Genomic DNA, 18,426 nt, shown 5'->3' on the forward strand with positions numbered 1-18,426 from the left:
AAAGGGGGCAGAAAATTATGAAACAAAGTTTACAAACAGCTTTTTCTTGTTCTTCTTTTCTTCTCTCCTATCCCGAACTAGGGTGGAGAGAAGCTTTAACTGAATTGCAAGAAGAGGTTGAAACAATAGAACAGGAAGACGTTAAAGCGTCACTTACAGGCTTTATAAAGCAAGCGCTAGATAAAACGAATGATCAACTCATTGATAGTTACGTATATACATTCGATTTTGGGAAGAAAACAAATATGTATCTTACTTATATGAACACTGGTGAACAAAGAGAAAGAGGTATTGAATTACTAGAGTTAAAACAACATTATAAAAAATCAGGTTTTAGCGTAACAGATAAAGAACTACCTGACTATTTACCACTTTTACTTGAGTTTTTTGCAAATGCAAATGAGCAAGACAGTGAACCAATTATGAGTAAATACACGGAAAATATACAAGCATTACATGTTCAATTAAAAGAAGCGGGTAGTATGTATGAACCAATTCTTGCGTCTGTGCTACTCGCTATCGAAACATGGGGTGTACAGACAAATTAGAAAGGAGCGTTGTCAAAATGATGGATCAATTTCTTTGGGTATTGTTTCCCTATATCATTTTTGCGATCTTTATCGGTGGACATATTTTTAGATACAACTATGATCAATTTGGATGGACATCAAAATCTAGTGAACTATTAGAAAAGAAGATGCTCCGGGTCGGAAGTCTATTATTCCACTTTGGGATCATGTTCGTAATTGGCGGCCATGTTATGGGGATTTTAATTCCAGAAGCTGTATATCGTTCAATAGGTATTTCTGAGCATATGTATCATGTAGTAGCAATTAGTTTTGGGCTTCCGGCAGGTATTGCTTCTATTATCGGTTTAATTATATTAACGTACCGCCGTGTAACAGTAAAGCGTATCATTGCAACGAGTACAAAGGGAGATTATATTGCGCTTATTTTATTACTTATCGTAATGCTAGCAGGACTTTCTTCAACATTTTTAAATATAGATTCAAAAGGATTTGATTATCGTACAACGATTGGCCCTTGGTTCCGAAGTCTCTTTATTCTCCAACCGAAAGTTGAATATATGATGGAAGTACCAGTATGGTTTAAAATTCATATTCTTGCAGGAATGGGTTTATTCGCAGTATGGCCATTTACAAGACTTGTACATGTATTTAGTGCCCCAATTAAATATGTAAGCCGTAGTTATGTAATTTACAGAAGACGTATTCCTAATGAGTTGAAAAAATAATACTGCTGTAAACGGATAGGAGCTAATGGTTAAAACGAAACGAGGTCTAATATGGAAGGCCTCGTTTTTGTTTATATAGGGAATAACCGTTAATAAGTAGCTTAAATTGAAAAAAGATTAGCATCTAAATAAGATGCTAATCAATGCTACAAACAGAGGCAGAGCAATCTTCACAAGCAATTTCACATTTTAAAAATTGTAAATCGTGGATTGTAATCTTCCCTTTATGAATAGAAATTGTACCTTGCTTTTTTAATTCATTTAACATTCGATTTACACTTTCACGTGAAGTTGCACAGAAATTAGCAAGTTCTTGATTCGTTAATGGTAAATCGATGAGAATCCCATTTTCTTTTAATACACCGTAACTATTTGTCATTCGTATAAGAGTAGAATACAGGGCACCTTTTTTGCCGTGTAATACTAAATCTCGGAACTTCGTTTGCATTCTTCTTAAATGTTCACTAATCCATTTCATAAATTCAAATACAAGTGCGGGTTTTTGGAGCAATGCTTTTTCTAAGGTTTCACGCTTTATAACCCCTACTTCAACATCTTCAAGGCATTTTGAATTTAATAAATACTTCGCATTGTCCGTGAATAATGTTAATTCTCCAATAATGTCGTATGCCGAACAAATACGGAGTGTTAATTCTTGCCCGTCAGCACTTAATTTACTAATTTGTACTTTTCCTGAGTGGATGATATAGAGCTCTGTTGCCTCCATACCTTCTTGAAAAATAAAACTACCTTTTTTAATTTGCATTTTATATTCAACAGATGCAAGTAATTCTTTTAAATCTTGAGATAATGTCATACTGTTTGCCACAGTGATCACCTTTCTTCTTATAAGCAATACATTTCCTATTTTGAGTGTAAGTATGATGAAAATGCAAGAGCTATTTTAAAAATACATTGAAATTTCAATGACCGTAAGGGGAAGTGATTTTCAATTTTTAGTTTGAAAAATTCAATAGACAAAGTGGATGAGATTAAAGATGTGAACAAAATTCGAACGGATTTGTGAAGAATTTTTGAATGGGGAAAGTAATGTGAGAAAAGTCACATTGAATATGTAGCTTCTTTTTTATAATGAAGGCAAATAAAAAAATGAAAGCTTACTAAGGATTACAGCAGAAAAGAAGGGATATAGATGCACGAGAACATGAAAGATTCTTTAGAACGTCCACTTCAAGATTTACGTATTTCAGTTATTGATCGTTGTAATTTTAGGTGTACATACTGTATGCCTGCTGAAGTGTTCGGACCTGATTACGCTTTTTTACAGGAAGAGCTTTTATTAACGTTTGATGAAATAGAAAGATTAGCGAGATTATTTATAAGTCTGGGAGTCAATAAAATTAGGCTTACTGGCGGTGAACCGTTATTGCGTAAAGACTTACCGATGTTAATTGCAAGACTTGCAAAGCTAGAAGGCTTAAAAGATATTGGACTCACAACAAACGGTATTCATTTAGCAAAACAAGCAAAGGCGTTAAAAGAAGCGGGATTAAAACGTGTAAATATTAGTTTAGATGCGATAGAGGATTATGTCTTCAAAAAAATTAATGGACGAAATGTAAATACAAAACCTGTACTGAAAGGAATTGAAGCAGCAAAGGCTGCTGGATTAGAAGTAAAGGTAAATATGGTCGTAAAAAAAGGAATGAATGATAGTCAAATTCTTCGTATGGCTCGTTATTTTAAAGAACAAGACATTCAGCTCCGTTTTATAGAGTTTATGGATGTGGGCAGTACAAACGACTGGAACTTTGAACAAGTTATTACGAAGGAACAATTAATAGAGAAGATTAATCGCGTATATCCAGTTGAGCCTGCTCAGCCTCGTTACTTTGGAGAAGTTGCGAAATTGTATCGATATGTAGGGAGCGATGCAGAAGTTGGGTTTATTACTTCAGTATCTGAGTCATTTTGTTCTTCTTGTACGAGAGCTCGTATCTCGGCAGACGGCAAGTTTTTCACGTGTCTATTTGGAACGAAAGGAACGGATTTGCGAACGCTTCTTCGAGGAAATATTTCTGATGCATCACTATTAAAAATTTTACAACATACATGGCGATATAGAACAGATCGATATTCAGATGAAAGAACGGCGGAAAGTACAAATCAACGTCCAAAAGTTGAAATGTCCTACATTGGCGGATAGTGAGAGGAGGATTCTCTATGCAAGAGCGATATGCAAGGCAAATATTGTTTTCTGGAATTGGTGAAATAGGACAAAGAAAAATAAGAGAAAAGCATGTGCTCCTAATTGGTGCAGGTGCATTAGGAGCTGCGAATGCAGAAACACTCGTTAGGATGGGAATTGGGAAATTGACAATCGCTGACCGTGACTACGTGGAATGGAGTAATTTACAGCGGCAACAGTTATACATAGAAGAAGATGCGCAGCAATGCAAACCGAAAGCAATTGCAGCGGCAGAACATGTAAGGAAGATTAATTCTGAAGTAAAAATTGTACCAGTTGTAACGGATGTCACAATGCAAGAAATAGAAGAGTTAACAAAAGAAGTGGATCTCATCATAGATGCGACTGACAATTTCGATACGCGCCTACTTATAAATGACATTTCACAAAAAGAAAATATACCTTGGATATATGGTGGATGCATTGGAAGTTACGGTGTAACGTATACAATTCTTCCTGGGAAAACACCATGTTTTCGCTGTCTAATGGATCATCCTATGGGCGGTGCAACATGCGATACAGCCGGAATCATTCAGCCAGCTGTACAAATGGTCGTTGCTCACCAAGTAACAGAGGCGATGAAAATATTGGTGGATGATTATGAGTCGTTAAGAGGAACGATGTTATCATTTGATATTTGGAACAATCAATATCTTTCATTAAAAGTAAATAGACAGAAAAAAAGTACATGTCCATCTTGTGGGAAATCACGAACGTATCCAAGTCTAGCATTTGAAGCGCAGATGAAAACGGAAGTGCTATGCGGACGGAATACAGTTCAAATCCGTTCAGGAATAAAGAGAGATCTTAATTTAAACGAAATTCAAAAACGATTACAAAAAAGTGTACATGTCCAAAAAACGCCTTACTTACTATCATTTCTAATTGATGAATATCGTTTCGTTTTATTTACAGACGGTAGGGCATTTATTCATGGAACAAATGATGTGAAAATAGCAAAACGATTATACGCAAAATATATAGGATGAACAGAAAGAGCGTTGCCCCTTATTAAAACGAGGTGAAAAAGAATGTTAGAAAAACGTATACCAATTCCGGTGGCAGAAGCAGTGGCACGTGTAATGAAATACGCTCATCAAGGTGAAATAGAAAAGGTTTCTCTTATAGAAAGTTACGGAAGAATTCTTGGAGAAGATGTTATTGCAGATCATGATGTCCCTCACTTTGATCGCTCTCCATACGACGGGTTTGCGATTCGAGCAGAAGATACAAAAGAAGCGAGTAGTAGTAACCCCATTCAGTTTGAAGTGATTGGCGAAATTGGAGCAGGTTTTGTTTTTCCAGAAGAAGTGAAACCATTTCAAACTGTCCGTATTATGACAGGTGCCGCAATTCCAGCCGGATGTAATGCAGTTGTTATGTTAGAGCTAACTGAAGGATTTGAAGAAAGTGAAAAGACTTATATGAAATTGAAACGCTCCTTTATTGCTGGGGATAACATTTCTTTTAAAGGTGAAGATGTAAAACAAAATACCATCCTTGTGAAAAAAGGGACTGTTATTAACCCTGGAGTAGTGGCGCTTCTTTCTACGTTTGGTTATAGTACCGTTTACGTTGTAAAACAGCCGGTTATCGGAATTGTAACGACAGGAAGCGAACTGCTTGAAGTACATGAACAATTAAAGCCAGGGAAGATTCGAAATAGTAACTCCTATATGATAGCTGCTCAAGTTGAACGAGCGGGCGGAGTTGTACAGTATTATGGACAATTCGCTGACGATTTTGAGACGTGTTATAACACTGTGAAAAAAGCGATAAAAGAAGTCGATATTTTAATTACAACTGGTGGCGTTTCGGTAGGAGACTATGACTATTTACCTGCTATTTATGAGGAATTACGAGCTAATGTGCTTTTCAACAAAATAGCGATGCGACCAGGAAGTGTGACAACTGTAGCTGAGCTAGAAGGAAAACTATTATTTGGTCTATCTGGTAATCCTTCAGCTTGTTATGTCGGTTGTGAATTATATGTTCGGCCAGTCATTGGAACATATTTGCATAGAAAAGATTCGCACGTATATCGTACAGAGGCAATATTACAGAAAGACTTTCTGAAAGCAAACCCATTTACTCGTTTTGTACGAGGGAAAGTGGAAATTGTAGATGGAACATTGCAAGCTACACCAGTTGGTTTAGACAAATCTAGTGCAATTTCTTCACTTGCAGGGGCGAATGCATGTATCGTCCTGCCGGGAGGAACGAGAGGATTTAAAGCAGGAATAACTGTCTCGGTACTGTTATTAGAATCAAGCGCCGGAAGTGAGTGGCCGTGGGAAGAACCACTTCGATCATACAAATAATAGAAAAATAGATTGCTAACTTATACAAAGATAAGAGGTGCAAGATGGCACATACGTATTATGAAGTAATTGATACACCTATTTCAATTGAAGAAGTTACAAACAAAGTAATTCGTCGTGAATGTGGCGCAGTTGCGACTTTCATTGGTACTGTTAGAGAATTTACGAAAGGCCGTCGTACGCTATATTTAGAGTATGTAGCATATAAGTCAATGGCGGAGAAACAGCTTAAGAGAATTGGCACCGAAGTAGGAGAGATGTGGCCTGGGACAAATGTCGCCATTACACATCGCATTGGTACATTACAAATTTCTGATCTTGCTGTTGTCGTCGCTGTTTCTACACCACACCGGAAAGCTGCCTATGAGGCGAACGAATATATTATGGAGCGTATAAAACAAATTGTTCCAATATGGAAGAAAGAGTTTTGGAAAGATGGTGAGTCATGGATAGGTGATCAGTTAGAGAAGGTAGCGTATGCAAATGGTGAGCCTGGAAAGGAGATGAGAATATGATTGAAGTACTATTATTTGCACATTTACAAGAAGAAGTAAGTAAGTCAGCATTACACATAGGTTGTGAAAATATTACGGTTGCTGAACTAAAGGAAGTCCTTATTACGAAATACAACGTAGCAATTTCAAGTGAGATAATGGTCGCTATAAATGAAGAGTATGCAAATGAGGATGATATCATTCAAACTGGCGATGTCATAGCAATGATTCCGCCAGTAAGTGGTGGTTGATTCTTTTCAGCCTAATCATGTTAGGACGTGATTAGGCTGGAGGGAATGAATATAACTATGCATACATAGGAGGGAACAGGATGAAAGGTCCTAATTTTCAATTAAGTTTACAAACTTCTAATCTAGTTATCGGTTTTATGGTATGGGTTATTTTATCATCATTAATGCCTTATATTAAAGCGGATATTCCATTAACTGCGGGACAAATTTCTATGGTAACAGCAGTACCGGTTATTTTAGGTTCTGTTCTTCGTATTCCAATTGGCTATTGGACAAATCGTTTCGGAGCAAGAAAATTATTCTTTATTAGTTTTATTCTATTATTATTTCCTGTCTTTTATATTAGTGTTGCCAATTCTATGATGGATTTAATTATTGGTGGATTATTTGTAGGAATTGGTGGAGCTGTATTCTCAGTAGGGGTAACTTCTTTACCAAAATACTTTCCGAAAGAGAGCCACGGTTTTGTAAATGGTATTTACGGTGTCGGTAACGCCGGAACAGCAATCACTTCGTTTTTAGCACCTGTTATCGCAACTTCAGTTGGTTGGAGAACGACAGTACAATGTTATTTAGTTTTACTTGCAGCATTTGCACTTATGAACTTTTTATTAGGTGATCGTAAGGAGAAAAAGGTGAATACACCATTAATGGAACAAATAAAAGGTGTATATAAAAATGAAAAACTTTGGTTTTTATGTATCTTTTACTTTTTAACATTCGGATCATTTGTCGCATTTACAGTATACTTACCAAACTTTTTAGTATCTCACTTCGGATTAGAAAAAGTAGATGCAGGTATGCGGACAGCCGGATTCATTGTACTCGCAACAATTATGCGCCCGATTGGTGGTTGGCTCGGTGATAAGTTTAATCCATTTAAAATATTAATCTTCGTATTTATCGGTTTAACACTTTCAGGTATTATTTTATCATTTATGCCTAGTATGAACGTGTATACATTTGGTTGCCTACTAGTCGCATTTTGTGCAGGGATTGGAAATGGTACAATCTTCAAACTCGTTCCAATGTACTTCTCAGAACAAGCCGGTATTGTAAATGGGCTCGTTTCAGCTTTAGGCGGACTAGGAGGATTCTTCCCGCCACTAATTTTAACATTACTATTCCAATTAACAGGTCATTATGCAATTGGATTTATGGCGTTATCAGAAGTCGCACTTGCTTGTTTAATCATTACAGTATGGATGTATAGCCAAGAGAAATTGTTAGTGATGTTAAAGAATCATTAATAAGGAAAAAGAACCATCCCAAAGTATTTTGGGATGGTTCTTTTAGTAATAGGCTTCAACATGTTTTTATTGCTATCTCAACAAACGCTTGTTTTCTATAAGAATGTGCTTTTAAAATGAAAAACAGAAGGTTGATGGAATTTTATTTTAAAATATAGATGTCAAAAGTTATTTAATTAAAGGGCAGATTAGTTAAGGAAATCTTAAATCTATTCTAAAGATCGAACTCATTTTTAGAATGCAAATATTTAATTGAATCGGGATGTTTAGATGAAAAAAATATAAGTCCACTCAAGATAAACAAGTATCAGGTGTGTTAGGTGACTCAAGCGACAAGTATGGAATTGATGTAAGTATTCTTCGCATAGTAACTGCAGTATCAGATTTTTTTAGGGCAAGATCTTTTGGTAAGGCTAACGGATATTGTGAAAAAAGTACACTTAAACTAAAGAATACAGTTTAGTTCAATAAGATAAAGTTATGAATTTGTATAAATAATCTATAATTTTCTTTATGAGTCATATTTGATATGTTAAAGAAAAGAGAGCGTTTAATCCAACTAAAATATATGTAGAATGAGGTTTTAAATGATTATTTTTATTATATTAGACGTAATATTACCAATATTAATATTGCTGCTAATTGGTGCAATTTTACAAAGGAAGTTCCAATTTAACTTAAAGCAGCTATCTACACTTATTACTTATTGCTTGATGCCAGCGGCTGTATTTATGAATATATATGATATTAGTATAGAGACAGGTTTGTTGCTCCAGATAATATACTATTTAATGCTTTATAGTTTGAGTCTGATCATAGTAAGTCATTTCATTTCAAAAACATTAAAGTTAGAAAAAGGAGAAAGTGCAGCTCTAAAAAATAGTATTTCGTTAATGAATTCCGGTAATTATGGATTACCAGTAAGTCAATTGATTTTCAGTCACAATCCAGTGGGGGTTTCCATTCAAATTTTTATTGTGATTTTCCAGAATCTTTTAACTTATTCATATGGGATATATAACTTACTATCAGCAACAAAAACAATCGGAAGTATTATTCAATCATTTCTAAGACTGCCTGTACTTCATGCGCTTGTATTAGGGGTTCTCTTTCAATCTTTTAAAATTCAAATACCTAATTCTATCTTTCTACCTCTTAATCAGCTTGCGAATAGTTTTGTTGCAATAGCAATCATATTGCTAGGAGCGCAATTATCTAACATTAAGCTTAATTTTTTCCATCGAGTCATAACATGGGCTTTAATTGGAAGGTTACTGATAGGACCATTATTAGCACTTGCCATGATCTATCTACTAAACATTGATGGTATTGTTGCACAATCATTATTTATTGCAAGTTCTTTTCCTACTTCAAGAAATACATCAACCATTGCTATGGAGTATCAAATAGAGCCTGAACTACATGCACAAATCGTTTTATTTTCAACACTTTTCAGCATTGTTACAGTAACTGTCGTTATTTATTTGTCATATATTTTGTTTTGAATATACGTGCAAAAACGAATAGATTTGAGGCGATAAATGATGGACGGAAATCCCATCGATATGAGAAGAAAACAGTCTTAGATATATTGGGTGTCGTTTACAATTGTACCATGTCTGATAATCAAGCAGTTTAATTCAAAAAAAGGAAACGCATTAGGGGTTATTTCGGATGCAAATCTTTAAAGCATCTACATATAGACTTGCGAAAAAAGACACAATTTCGCTTATAATTGACGTTACATGAGCTTAGTTTGATAGCGATGGGGTGGGAGTGTCAAGTAAGAATTTTTTCTTTATTGATTTTATGCGGTTTTTCCGCAAAATTGTAACTAAGGTGGGATTCCAAGTTGAGTAAACAGAATATCAGCACAACAGTTTCAGGAGATATAATTGTTACCCATCTAGTTGGAAATATAAAAACAGATGATGTGTATGAATGGTTTAATGGTTTTGAGCAGGTTTGTCAGCAATTCATTTCTGAAGGGCGGAAATACAAATTGTTGGTGGATAGAAAAGGATACACGCCAAATCATTTTTCTGTTCAAAAAGTATGGAAAGAGAAGTTCTTCAATGAAATCATTTTGAATAACAGTAAGGCAATTGCATTTCTCCTTGAAGAGGGGGAGATAATGGATTATTTACAACAATCTAATACGAAAGAATCTGTGAGATTTTTTGATGATTATGAACAAGCGCTAATTTGGTTGAATGAATATCCAATATAAAACCTGTATTGAAGCAGTTGCTCTCAAGCAACTGCTTTTTTTGTCCGTAATTGTTGCCGCTATTTTTCTTCACAGATTCTTGTCCAATTGTTTGTCTGATCCTAAAAAGCGAAACTAAAGCAAAAGGAACAAACGCCTCTAAAAAACGTTTGTTCAAAGTTAATTACTATTTTAGCTAAGTGATAGATTACATTTTATGAGTACGAGAAAGCTTGTTTATAAGTTTAGGAAATATAGATGTTAGTTCCTGCTTCAAATGCTTCGTAAACGATGGATCTTTACCTGAAGTTGAAATAGTGACAACATATTCATCATGTCGGATGACACCAGGTGTGTGAAACGATGATTTTGTACCATCACTTACGACGTTAACCCACTGGAAATCATGGGCGGCCTGTTTGACCATCATATTTACAGCATGTTGATTTGTAGCTGCATAAATAAGATGAGCATCTTTAATATCATTATTACTAAAAGCTTTTTGCTTCCAAGTAATATAAGGAAGTTCCTTCATTTCCTCGCAAATTTCTGGGCTGATAACGGTGACAAAAGCGCCTGTATCCTTTAATCCGGACGCTTTTCGATATGCGATTTTACCACCACCAACTATAACGACCACTTTTTTATTTAAATTAAACATAAGAGGGTACATGTTATACATATATGCATTCCTCCATTCGTTCTAATAATGTTAACTTCATGTATCTATCAAACTGAAGACAGTTACAAGTTGTAACGTGATCGTATTTTTTTGCATGCAATTTAATTTTTTGAAGTAATAATCCGGTAAAGAGAAGGTACGGCATGACATATACATGGGATGAAGTCGATGTTATAGCCTTGAGCTCAGCAGTAAAAGAGGGAGTTCCTTTCGTTAAAAAGGAGCACGATACTGGCATACTGAGTTTTCGTTCGACGACTGCTCCGATTTGTTGTAATTCATGTAACGGCTGTGGATCACTACTGCCTCTCCCTACGAGTAAAACACTACTACCTTGCATTGGCATAGTTTCACGTATTCTTTTTACTACAAGTTCAACCATATGTGGATGTGTACTAAAAGGTTGTACAACTGAAAATGTTATATGTGGATATTGCTTTTGTATTTTCTCTATCTCAAAAGGAATATCACGTTTATAGTGAGCTGCTGCAAATAATAAAACAGGTACAATCATTATTGCAGTTGCACCCTCTAGTATTGCTTCTGTAACTGCATCCGAAATGGTAGGTGTCGTTAGTTCTAGGAAAGCTATTTTTTGAATCCGTTCGTTACGTTCTTTTATAACAGATTGAATAAAGTGAATGAATTGTTCGTTACCTTTTTGTAAGCGGCTCCCGTGTCCAACATATACAATTCCTTTCATCGTACCACCAAATCTTTCTTCATAATCATGTCTTGTAATTGCTCATCTACATTATGAAAACCGACTTTATTCGCATAGTGTAAAGTTGGAACGTCGGTATACGAGAATGGGAGAGTAAGAATATTGATAAAGCCTAGGCGTTTTATTTCTGCTAGAAACGTATCAATAGAAGCACGACCTTCAAATACAATGCTGTCCCATGAGAATTCAGAAAGCATACGGGAATGAATTTCATCGAAGCGATGATCAATTGTGTACTCATGAGTCATCATATAGGAACCAGCACCAATTTTTTCTTGAATAACAGCAATTCGGTTAATGTTTCGTCCTAAATAAATCGTTGAATTCGAAGAAAATTGCGCAGGTTTACTTAACAATCCATATTGCATAAGCTTTTCTTGAATAGAAAGGTTCATATACTGAAGCTCTGCCTGTAAGGAGCGAATATCTTTATGATATTTACTACATGATTGCACTAAGATGTCTACACTCTCAGCGGAACAAAATACAAGACGATCAACGTTAAAAATCTTATTAATTTGTTCAGAGGTTAATGTGTATTCTTTCTTTTGGAAAATTGGAATTTGATATATTTCTGCACCGGACTCTTGTAACATTTGCTTTATTGCGCTTTTTTTATTTGTTGCAGATGCAAGTAAAACTTTCTTGCCGTGCAATGGTTTACGTTCTTTCCAAGCAATTTGATTCCGTAAAGTAACAACATCACCAACAATTGTCATAGAAGGGTTAGAAATATTTTCGTCTTTGACGATAGAAACAATGGTGGACAGTGTCCCTGTGACTACACGTTGTTTACCAGTTGTACCCCATTCAATGACGGCTACTGGTGTATCTTTTTTCTTTCCTGCTTGTAGTAAGTTTTCACAAATTGTAGGTAAGTTTTTTATACCCATGTAGTAGGCGATCGTGTCGCTATTATAGGATGAATTATATTTTCCATGATCGGTTAAAGGGCCTTTTGCATGCCCAGTTAATAAAGTGATGCTATTACTGTAGTTACGGTGGGTGAGGGGGATACCTGCATAGCTACTAGCGGCGATGCTAGATGTAATACCTGGTACGATTTCATATGGAACGTTCGCTGCTGCTAAAGTTTCTGCTTCTTCACCAACGCGGCCAAAAATAGATGGATCTCCGCCCTTTAATCGTACAACGATTTTTCCTTCTTGTGCGAATTGAAGGAGGTGGGCGTTAATCATTTCTTGTCGCATAATATGATTCTTTGGCATTTTGCCGCAATACATAAGTTCACATGTTTCTTTTGTATAACTAAGAAAGAAAGGGTTTAATAAACGGTCATATAAAACGATATCTGCACGCTTTAAACAATCTATCGCTTTCTTTGTAATAAGCCCTTCATCACCTGGTCCTGCACCAACTAAATATACATATCCGTTCATAATCGCACCTCTTCTATTTTTATGTAAAAGGAAGCCAGAGGAGGCTTCCTTTCGTAAATTACATGTTTATATAAATGTCACCATCAATAACTTCTACTTCGTATGTTTGGATACAGCCGTCATCAGGTTTTTGCACTTCACCTGTTAGTAATGAAATTTTCCAATCATGCAGTGGACAAAAGACGAATTCTCCAGATACAATTCCTTCTGCTAACGGTCCGTTTTTATGAGGACAACGATTTTCTACAGCTCGAATATCTCCATTTGAAAGGCGGAATAGGGCGATAGACATACCATTCATTTGCACCTCTTTACCGATTTGAATAGGAAGGTCTTCCGCACGCATAACTTTTATTTTTTCTTTCGTTTGTATCATATAGATCACAGCTCCTTATTTCACAGTTTCTACTTCATACATCGCTTTTAATGATTTCGTTTCTAGTGCTTGTCCCCATGCTTCTTTATATGTGCCACGAGCTTTTTGGAAACGTTCATTTAACTTAGTGACCATATTTGCATCTTGCAGTATTTCTTTTATGTGATCGAAGCCTAAACGTTCTGTCCAGTAGGCAGTACGCTCTCCATAAATACCAGTTTCACGATAATATTGCATATAAGCTGTAGCGATGCGAAGGACATCATCTTCAGTAGGGACAATCATTACAAAATCAGCTTCGCGTACTTCCGTACCACCATTTCCGCCAATATAAAGTTGGTATCCATTTTCGACACAAACAACGCCAAAATCTTTCGTCAGTACTTCCGCACAGTTACGCGGACAGCCCGTTACACCCATCTTCATTTTATGAGGTGTATCTACCATTTCTAATGATTGTTCAAGCAACATACCAAGTCCTAATGAATCTTTCGTACCGAAACGGCAGAAGCGAGAACCAACACATGATTTTACATTACGAAGCGATTTTGAATATGCATATCCCGAAGTCATATGTAAGTCAGCCCATACGTTAGGTAAATCTTGCTTCTTAACACCATATAAGCCGATTCGGCTTGCACCTGTAATTTTCACAAGAGGAACATCGTACTTTTTCGCAACTTCAGCAATTTTCATTAAATCATCAGCTGTTGTAACGCCTCCGTACATGCGTGGAATAACAGAGAATGTACCATCGTGCTGGATGTTACCATTCATTCTTTCATTAACGAAACGGGACGATTTATCATCTTCATATTCTTCTGGAATCGCCATACGTAAATAGTAGTTTAAAGCAGGACGACATTTTGAACAGCCTTCTTCATGTATAAAACCAAGAACATTTCGTACTTCTTTTGGAGATTTTAAGCCTTTCTCGTGAATGGCCGCTACGACTTCATCACGGGATAAAGTTGTACATCCACACATACCGGCAGATTGCGCTGAGGCATCAAAAGCATCTCCAAGTGTATGAGATAAAACTTGTTCCACAAGCGGACGGCATTTACCACAAGAACCTGCGGCTTTCGTACAGCCCTTAACTTCTTCAAAAGTCGTTAACTCTTGTTCTAAAATGGCGTGAACGATTGTACCTTTCGTAACACCATTACATCCGCAAATCGTGTCATCCGCACTCATTGTAGCAACGTCAAGTGCACTTTCTTCACCAGCTTTGTGGAGAAGGGAAGCGGCTGTATATTCTTGTATATCCTCTTCTTTCTTTAACATGCTAAAGAGGCGTGTACCGTCAGCTGTGTCACCATATAAAACGATACCGATGACTTTATTGTCACGAATTAATACTTTTTTATAGGAACGTTTACATTCATCAAAGATGGATATTGCTTTCGTTTGGTCATCTTCATAAATTTGGCCAGCAGAGAATAAATCACAACCTGCAACTTTTAATTGCGTACCGACGATACTGCCCGTATATCCATCAGTTTGTAAATTCGTTATATGTTTTGCTAATATCGCACCTTGTTCATAAAGAGGAGCAACAAGTCCATATGCGATACCGTCATGTTCTGCACATTCTCCAACTGCATAAATGGATTCATCATTTGTTAGCATATAGTTATTGACTACAATACCGCGATTTACAATTAAACCAGCATCTTTTGCTATTTGCGTATTTGGGCGTATTCCGACAGCCATTACGATTAAATCACAATCTACAACTTCACCATCTTCAAATTGAATGCCCTCAACATGGTCTGTACCAAGAATTTTTACAGTTTTCTTTTCCATTAGAAATTGCATGCCTTGCGCTTCTAAATCTTCGCGTAATAGAGAAGCTGCTTTGGCATCTAGTTGTTGCTCCATTAAGCTTGGCATTAAATGAACGACATATACGTCCATTCCTAAATCAATAAGACCTCTTGCAGCTTCTAAGCCAAGTAATCCACCACCAATGACAACAGCCTTTTTCTTTTCATTAGCGGTATCAATCATAAATTGTGTATCTTCAATAGTTCGAAATCCTGTTACGCCAGGAAGAGTAGAACCTTCAACGGGCAAAATAAAAGCACTAGAACCTGTTGCGATAATTAGTTTGTCATATGTAAGAGTACGATTTTTTTCTGTGATAATTATTTTTTCTTCTCGGTTAATACTTTGAACCCTTTCATCTGTATACAAAGTTATTTCATTTTCCTCATACCAACTATATTCATTCATAATGATATCTTGCATATTTGTTTTGCCTTGTAAAACATGAGAGAGCATAATGCGATTGTAGTTTGGATGTGGTTCATCTCCAAAAATAGTAATCTCATATGAATCACTATCATGTTTTAATATTTCTTCCATACAACGTATGCCAGCCATACCATTTCCGATCATAACTAAACGTTTTTTCATTTTCGTTTCCCCTTTTTATGTGAAGTGTTGAACAAAGGATTATATTTCTATTATAGAAAATTTAAAAAGAGGGAGATGTGATATTTATCACATTTTTACAATGATTCACAAATTGTTAAAATTCGGACTTATTCGAGAGGGATGTGTATATTCTTTACCAAATGAAAAAACAGGACATAAGTATTTACACTCATGTCCTGCACTTAATTTACACTCTCGTAATTGCACGTGGAAATAAAATGTTATTTTCTAAATGAATATGCTCAAATAAATCAGACTCTAGTGCTTCAAGGCGTTGATAAACAAGTCGATAAGTGCCGCAAGCTCCTTCTGGAGGAGTAAAGTCATTCGTCACTTTACGAAGCTCTTTAATAATGTTGCCTGCGTGGTTATGTTCATTTTCCAACTCATCTACTACTTTACGTAACTTCACATAGTTTTCTTCAGTTGGATTTTGTTCAAATTCTAAAATTAATGGAAAATCTTCTGTTTCTTCTTTAATTAAATGTTGTTCTAGTTCCATCTTTAGTTCATGAAATAGCTTATGAATTTGAGCTAAATGAGGCTGACTTGCCCCATGAACACGTAATACTTTTGTCACATACGGACTTAATTGTGGCAACTCTTCATTTAAATAGCGATGATGCTTATTTATAACATAATCAATCAATTCGCGATAAGAAGCATTTTTCCAATCAATTTCAGATTCATTTAATCGTTTCATATTATTATAAAGCGTATTTAACTCTGTAAGCACTTCAGTAGCTGATAAATTTCTTTCATGAATTGCATCAATAAGCGGTTTATTGCCACCACAACAAAAATCTATTCTATATGATTTAAAAAGATCACTAGCTTTCGGGAATTGTGTAACGATCTCACCGACAATAGAAGTTTCAGTAAATGTATGTTTCATATGAACGCCTCCATAAAGTTTGAATGTAATTACTAAATTAAGAATAGCGATAAATGAAAATCAATGTGGTGATTGAAATCACTTATTATGTGTCATTTTTGAGAATAATAGTATGAAATTTATTTAAGAACACATCTAAATAAGAGAAAGGGATATTAAATGTAAGGCATTACAGTAAAAAAGAAGCTTTTACTAAGCTTCTTTTTTATTACTATTATTCGCATGCAACTCCATCGCCGTCTCTATCTAGTTTACGACTATATCCTGGTTGATCTTTATATAGAGGAGCTTTCCCCGCAGCTCTAACTGCATCACAATTTTTGTAATATGCACTACTAGTATTTCCTGAGGTAGGTTGTGTTTGAGTTTGCTGTGCTTTTTGCTCTTCTTGTTGCTTACGAGCTTGTTCATCAGCCTGACGTTTTTGTTCTTCTTGTTGTTTACGAGCCTGTTCATCAGCTAGACGTTCTTCATCCTCTTGCTTACGAGCTTGTTCCTCGGCTAGACGTTTTTCATCTTCTTGCTTACGAGCTTGTTCCTCGGCTAGACGTTTTTCATCTTCTTGCTTACGAGCTTGTTCCTCGGCTTGACGCTTCTCATCTTCTTGTTTTTGAGTTTTTTCGTCAGCCTCTTTCTTTTCTAGTTCTTTTTTCTTTTCGCTATCTTTTTGTTCTTCATTGTTAGAGGCAACTTTTGTACTAGTTGCTGTCGTTTTTTCAGAAGAAGGAGCTGAAATACCTAATAGCGCAACAAAAATGACAAATAATACGGCTGTAATAATAAATTGTTTTTTTGCTACACCTGTTTTCTTAATAACAGATAATATTGCAAGTACAAGGAAGAATATAAATAGAATGAAACTTAAAATAGCAAAAAATTCGATGACTGGGTGTTCAGATTTTGTTGTACCAGTCACTATTAATATAATTGAAATCATAAAAAGAATAACGGTAGGACGTCCATATTGTTTTGCTTTTCCATTTTTTTTTAAAGAATGAAATGATACATAAGATTAAAAGAATAAAAGCAATAAAAAATAAAGCTGCACCAATATTACTCAAAATCGCCATTTTCATACCTCCATTTGTAAGATTTTTCTTATTGATTATATAGGAACTTATTGGATATTACACGTTTTATATAAATTTAGAAAATTAATATTTTTACTAGACTTATAAACATTTATTTGCATATAAGGGAAAATAGATATATTTACTATTACTTTTTGAAAGAGATTTCATAAATTATAGTATATCGATTGAAAGGAGGAGATTTGAATGGAATTTCAATTGTTGGTAACTTGTATATTACAAGAAGGTAATGCTTACTTTTTAGTAACGAAGGTAGACGATGTTATTACGTTAAAAGTACCGATTACTGCGGGAGTAGCAGGTTTATTTTTAGCTTTAGGTGTACCAAGATGTTCTTAATTTAAATATCTATAATAGAAGAGGAAGGGACATGCCTTTCTCTTCTATTATTACATAATATAATTATGTAAACTTTAATATCATATTTGTGATAGCACGTTTGAAATGGACATGCATATACTATAATGTTTCATTGGATGTTAGGGGTGGAAGGTAGTTTTAATAAGTGCATCCAGTGATGTTTTTAAGCTATGAAAATAAAAGAGGTGCTATTATATATGAAAAGAAAAACATTTGATATTCCAGTTACATTGCGAAGAGAGTGGTTTTTAATAGAGTTAGCTCATTTAACGAAAAAATATGGAATTGAAATTGCAACTAGCAAAATGGGTGCTGCACCGTTTTTAAGAGATCAAGTTACAGAATCAAAGATAGGGAAAGGGTTACAATACGATAAATATGATGATGAGTATATAATTGAAAATTAAAGGGTAACAACAAAATTAAATTAATTTATAACAAAATATAAAATAAAGCAGATTCTAAAT

The 18,426-nt window shown here is 35.3% G+C and carries 19 protein-coding genes and 1 pseudogene; 12 read left to right on the forward strand and 8 right to left on the reverse strand.

The window, feature by feature from the left end:
* The first annotated feature begins 17 nt into the window (after positions 1–17).
* Both narJ and narI read left to right on the forward strand, forming a co-directional pair.
* Positions 18–548, forward strand: coding sequence for a nitrate reductase molybdenum cofactor assembly chaperone (gene narJ, locus DOS87_RS10530; protein WP_000814227.1), 531 nt, complete (start codon positions 18–20; stop codon positions 546–548).
* A gap of 17 nt (positions 549–565) precedes the next feature.
* Complete coding sequence (narI, locus tag DOS87_RS10535) at positions 566–1,255, forward strand: respiratory nitrate reductase subunit gamma (protein ID WP_000969224.1); 690 nt, start codon at positions 566–568, stop codon at positions 1,253–1,255.
* Positions 1,256–1,391: 136 nt separating this feature from the next.
* On the opposite strand, the gene DOS87_RS10540 is transcribed toward narI, so the two are convergent.
* Positions 1,392–2,084, reverse strand: a complete 693-nt coding sequence (locus DOS87_RS10540; protein WP_000013863.1) for a Crp/Fnr family transcriptional regulator — start codon at positions 2,082–2,084, stop codon at positions 1,392–1,394.
* 324 nt (positions 2,085–2,408) lie between these two features.
* On the opposite strand from DOS87_RS10540, the gene moaA reads away from it, so the two are divergent.
* From moaA to DOS87_RS10580, 8 genes are all read left to right on the forward strand, one after another.
* A complete protein-coding gene (gene moaA, locus DOS87_RS10545) occupies positions 2,409–3,422 on the forward strand; it encodes a GTP 3',8-cyclase MoaA (protein ID WP_000545009.1) in 1,014 nt (337 codons plus the stop codon).
* A 17-nt stretch (positions 3,423–3,439) separates the two neighbouring features.
* Positions 3,440–4,453, forward strand: coding sequence for a molybdopterin-synthase adenylyltransferase MoeB (locus DOS87_RS10550; RefSeq protein WP_001158062.1), 1,014 nt, complete (start codon positions 3,440–3,442; stop codon positions 4,451–4,453).
* Between the two features lie 42 nt (positions 4,454–4,495).
* Positions 4,496–5,785: a molybdopterin molybdotransferase MoeA gene (gene glp / locus DOS87_RS10555; protein WP_000890797.1), complete on the forward strand. Its 1,290-nt coding sequence runs from the start codon at positions 4,496–4,498 to the stop codon at positions 5,783–5,785.
* A gap of 44 nt (positions 5,786–5,829) precedes the next feature.
* The gene (locus DOS87_RS10560; protein ID WP_000951544.1) at positions 5,830–6,300 is read left to right on the forward strand and encodes a molybdenum cofactor biosynthesis protein MoaE; all 471 of its coding nucleotides are present in this window, start codon (positions 5,830–5,832) and stop codon (positions 6,298–6,300) included.
* Positions 6,297–6,530 carry a molybdopterin converting factor subunit 1 gene (gene moaD, locus DOS87_RS10565; RefSeq protein WP_000573687.1) on the forward strand — a complete coding sequence of 78 codons (234 nt, stop codon included), beginning with the start codon at positions 6,297–6,299 and terminating at the stop codon, positions 6,528–6,530. The genes DOS87_RS10560 and moaD overlap by 4 nt, the downstream gene beginning before the upstream one ends.
* A gap of 80 nt (positions 6,531–6,610) precedes the next feature.
* Positions 6,611–7,780: a nitrate transporter NarK gene (narK, locus tag DOS87_RS10570; protein ID WP_000678170.1), complete on the forward strand. Its 1,170-nt coding sequence runs from the start codon at positions 6,611–6,613 to the stop codon at positions 7,778–7,780.
* Positions 7,781–8,367: 587 nt separating this feature from the next.
* Positions 8,368–9,285: an AEC family transporter gene (locus tag DOS87_RS10575; protein ID WP_000583193.1), complete on the forward strand. Its 918-nt coding sequence runs from the start codon at positions 8,368–8,370 to the stop codon at positions 9,283–9,285.
* Positions 9,286–9,632: 347 nt separating this feature from the next.
* Positions 9,633–10,010: a hypothetical protein gene (locus tag DOS87_RS10580; protein WP_000043368.1), complete on the forward strand. Its 378-nt coding sequence runs from the start codon at positions 9,633–9,635 to the stop codon at positions 10,008–10,010.
* A 187-nt stretch (positions 10,011–10,197) separates the two neighbouring features.
* Here the strand turns inward: DOS87_RS10580 and DOS87_RS10585 are convergent, their stop codons facing one another.
* From DOS87_RS10585 to DOS87_RS10615, 7 genes and pseudogenes are all read right to left on the reverse strand, one after another.
* Positions 10,198–10,671, reverse strand: a complete 474-nt coding sequence (locus tag DOS87_RS10585) for a precorrin-2 dehydrogenase (RefSeq protein WP_000282583.1) — start codon at positions 10,669–10,671, stop codon at positions 10,198–10,200.
* On the reverse strand, positions 10,664–11,374 hold the full coding sequence (locus DOS87_RS10590; RefSeq protein WP_000676489.1) for a sirohydrochlorin chelatase: 711 nt from the start codon (positions 11,372–11,374) through the stop codon (positions 10,664–10,666). Before DOS87_RS10590 ends, DOS87_RS10585 begins: the two co-directional genes overlap by 8 nt.
* Positions 11,371–12,795 carry a uroporphyrin-III C-methyltransferase gene (locus DOS87_RS10595; RefSeq protein WP_001014927.1) on the reverse strand — a complete coding sequence of 475 codons (1,425 nt, stop codon included), beginning with the start codon at positions 12,793–12,795 and terminating at the stop codon, positions 11,371–11,373. Before DOS87_RS10595 ends, DOS87_RS10590 begins: the two co-directional genes overlap by 4 nt.
* Before the next feature lie 58 nt (positions 12,796–12,853).
* Positions 12,854–13,171, reverse strand: a complete 318-nt coding sequence (gene nirD, locus DOS87_RS10600) for a nitrite reductase small subunit NirD (RefSeq protein WP_000616697.1) — start codon at positions 13,169–13,171, stop codon at positions 12,854–12,856.
* A gap of 15 nt (positions 13,172–13,186) precedes the next feature.
* A complete protein-coding gene (nirB, locus tag DOS87_RS10605; RefSeq protein WP_150190112.1) occupies positions 13,187–15,592 on the reverse strand; it encodes an NADPH-nitrite reductase large subunit in 2,406 nt (801 codons plus the stop codon).
* A 208-nt stretch (positions 15,593–15,800) separates the two neighbouring features.
* Positions 15,801–16,508: an iron-sulfur cluster repair di-iron protein gene (ric, locus tag DOS87_RS10610; RefSeq protein ID WP_000683171.1), complete on the reverse strand. Its 708-nt coding sequence runs from the start codon at positions 16,506–16,508 to the stop codon at positions 15,801–15,803.
* 214 nt (positions 16,509–16,722) lie between these two features.
* A pseudogene (locus DOS87_RS10615) lies at positions 16,723–17,578 on the reverse strand (excalibur calcium-binding domain-containing protein).
* 207 nt (positions 17,579–17,785) lie between these two features.
* Between DOS87_RS10615 and exsG the strand changes: the two are divergent.
* Both exsG and DOS87_RS10625 read left to right on the forward strand, forming a co-directional pair.
* A complete protein-coding gene (gene exsG / locus DOS87_RS10620; RefSeq protein WP_000395679.1) occupies positions 17,786–17,938 on the forward strand; it encodes an exosporium protein ExsG in 153 nt (50 codons plus the stop codon).
* A gap of 218 nt (positions 17,939–18,156) precedes the next feature.
* Positions 18,157–18,366 (forward strand): hypothetical protein, encoded by a 210-nt coding sequence (locus tag DOS87_RS10625; protein WP_000824195.1) that lies wholly within the window; start codon positions 18,157–18,159, stop codon positions 18,364–18,366.
* Positions 18,367–18,426: the final 60 nt, after the last annotated feature.

The organism is Bacillus sp. CR71 (genome assembly GCF_003429245.1).
GTDB classification, from domain to species: Bacteria; Bacillota; Bacilli; order Bacillales; family Bacillaceae_G; genus Bacillus_A; species Bacillus_A thuringiensis_S.

What these genes read in the sequence shown, in the direction of transcription:
- narJ (WP_000814227.1), top strand. Translation starts at nt 18, where the DNA reads ATGAAACAAAGTTTACAAACAGCTTTTTCTTGTTCTTCTTTTCTTCTC.
- narI (WP_000969224.1), top strand. Translation starts at nt 566, where the DNA reads ATGATGGATCAATTTCTTTGGGTATTGTTTCCCTATATCATTTTTGCG.
- moaA (WP_000545009.1), top strand. Translation starts at nt 2,409, where the DNA reads ATGCACGAGAACATGAAAGATTCTTTAGAACGTCCACTTCAAGATTTA.
- DOS87_RS10550 (WP_001158062.1), top strand. Translation starts at nt 3,440, where the DNA reads ATGCAAGAGCGATATGCAAGGCAAATATTGTTTTCTGGAATTGGTGAA.
- glp (WP_000890797.1), top strand. Translation starts at nt 4,496, where the DNA reads ATGTTAGAAAAACGTATACCAATTCCGGTGGCAGAAGCAGTGGCACGT.
- DOS87_RS10560 (WP_000951544.1), top strand. Translation starts at nt 5,830, where the DNA reads ATGGCACATACGTATTATGAAGTAATTGATACACCTATTTCAATTGAA.
- moaD (WP_000573687.1), top strand. Translation starts at nt 6,297, where the DNA reads ATGATTGAAGTACTATTATTTGCACATTTACAAGAAGAAGTAAGTAAG.
- narK (WP_000678170.1), top strand. Translation starts at nt 6,611, where the DNA reads ATGAAAGGTCCTAATTTTCAATTAAGTTTACAAACTTCTAATCTAGTT.
- DOS87_RS10575 (WP_000583193.1), top strand. Translation starts at nt 8,368, where the DNA reads ATGATTATTTTTATTATATTAGACGTAATATTACCAATATTAATATTG.
- DOS87_RS10585 (WP_000282583.1), bottom strand. Translation starts at nt 10,671, where the DNA reads ATGTATAACATGTACCCTCTTATGTTTAATTTAAATAAAAAAGTGGTC.
- DOS87_RS10590 (WP_000676489.1), bottom strand. Translation starts at nt 11,374, where the DNA reads ATGAAAGGAATTGTATATGTTGGACACGGGAGCCGCTTACAAAAAGGT.
- DOS87_RS10595 (WP_001014927.1), bottom strand. Translation starts at nt 12,795, where the DNA reads ATGAACGGATATGTATATTTAGTTGGTGCAGGACCAGGTGATGAAGGG.
- nirD (WP_000616697.1), bottom strand. Translation starts at nt 13,171, where the DNA reads ATGATACAAACGAAAGAAAAAATAAAAGTTATGCGTGCGGAAGACCTT.
- nirB (WP_150190112.1), bottom strand. Translation starts at nt 15,592, where the DNA reads ATGAAAAAACGTTTAGTTATGATCGGAAATGGTATGGCTGGCATACGT.
- ric (WP_000683171.1), bottom strand. Translation starts at nt 16,508, where the DNA reads ATGAAACATACATTTACTGAAACTTCTATTGTCGGTGAGATCGTTACA.
- exsG (WP_000395679.1), top strand. Translation starts at nt 17,786, where the DNA reads ATGGAATTTCAATTGTTGGTAACTTGTATATTACAAGAAGGTAATGCT.
- DOS87_RS10625 (WP_000824195.1), top strand. Translation starts at nt 18,157, where the DNA reads ATGAAAAGAAAAACATTTGATATTCCAGTTACATTGCGAAGAGAGTGG.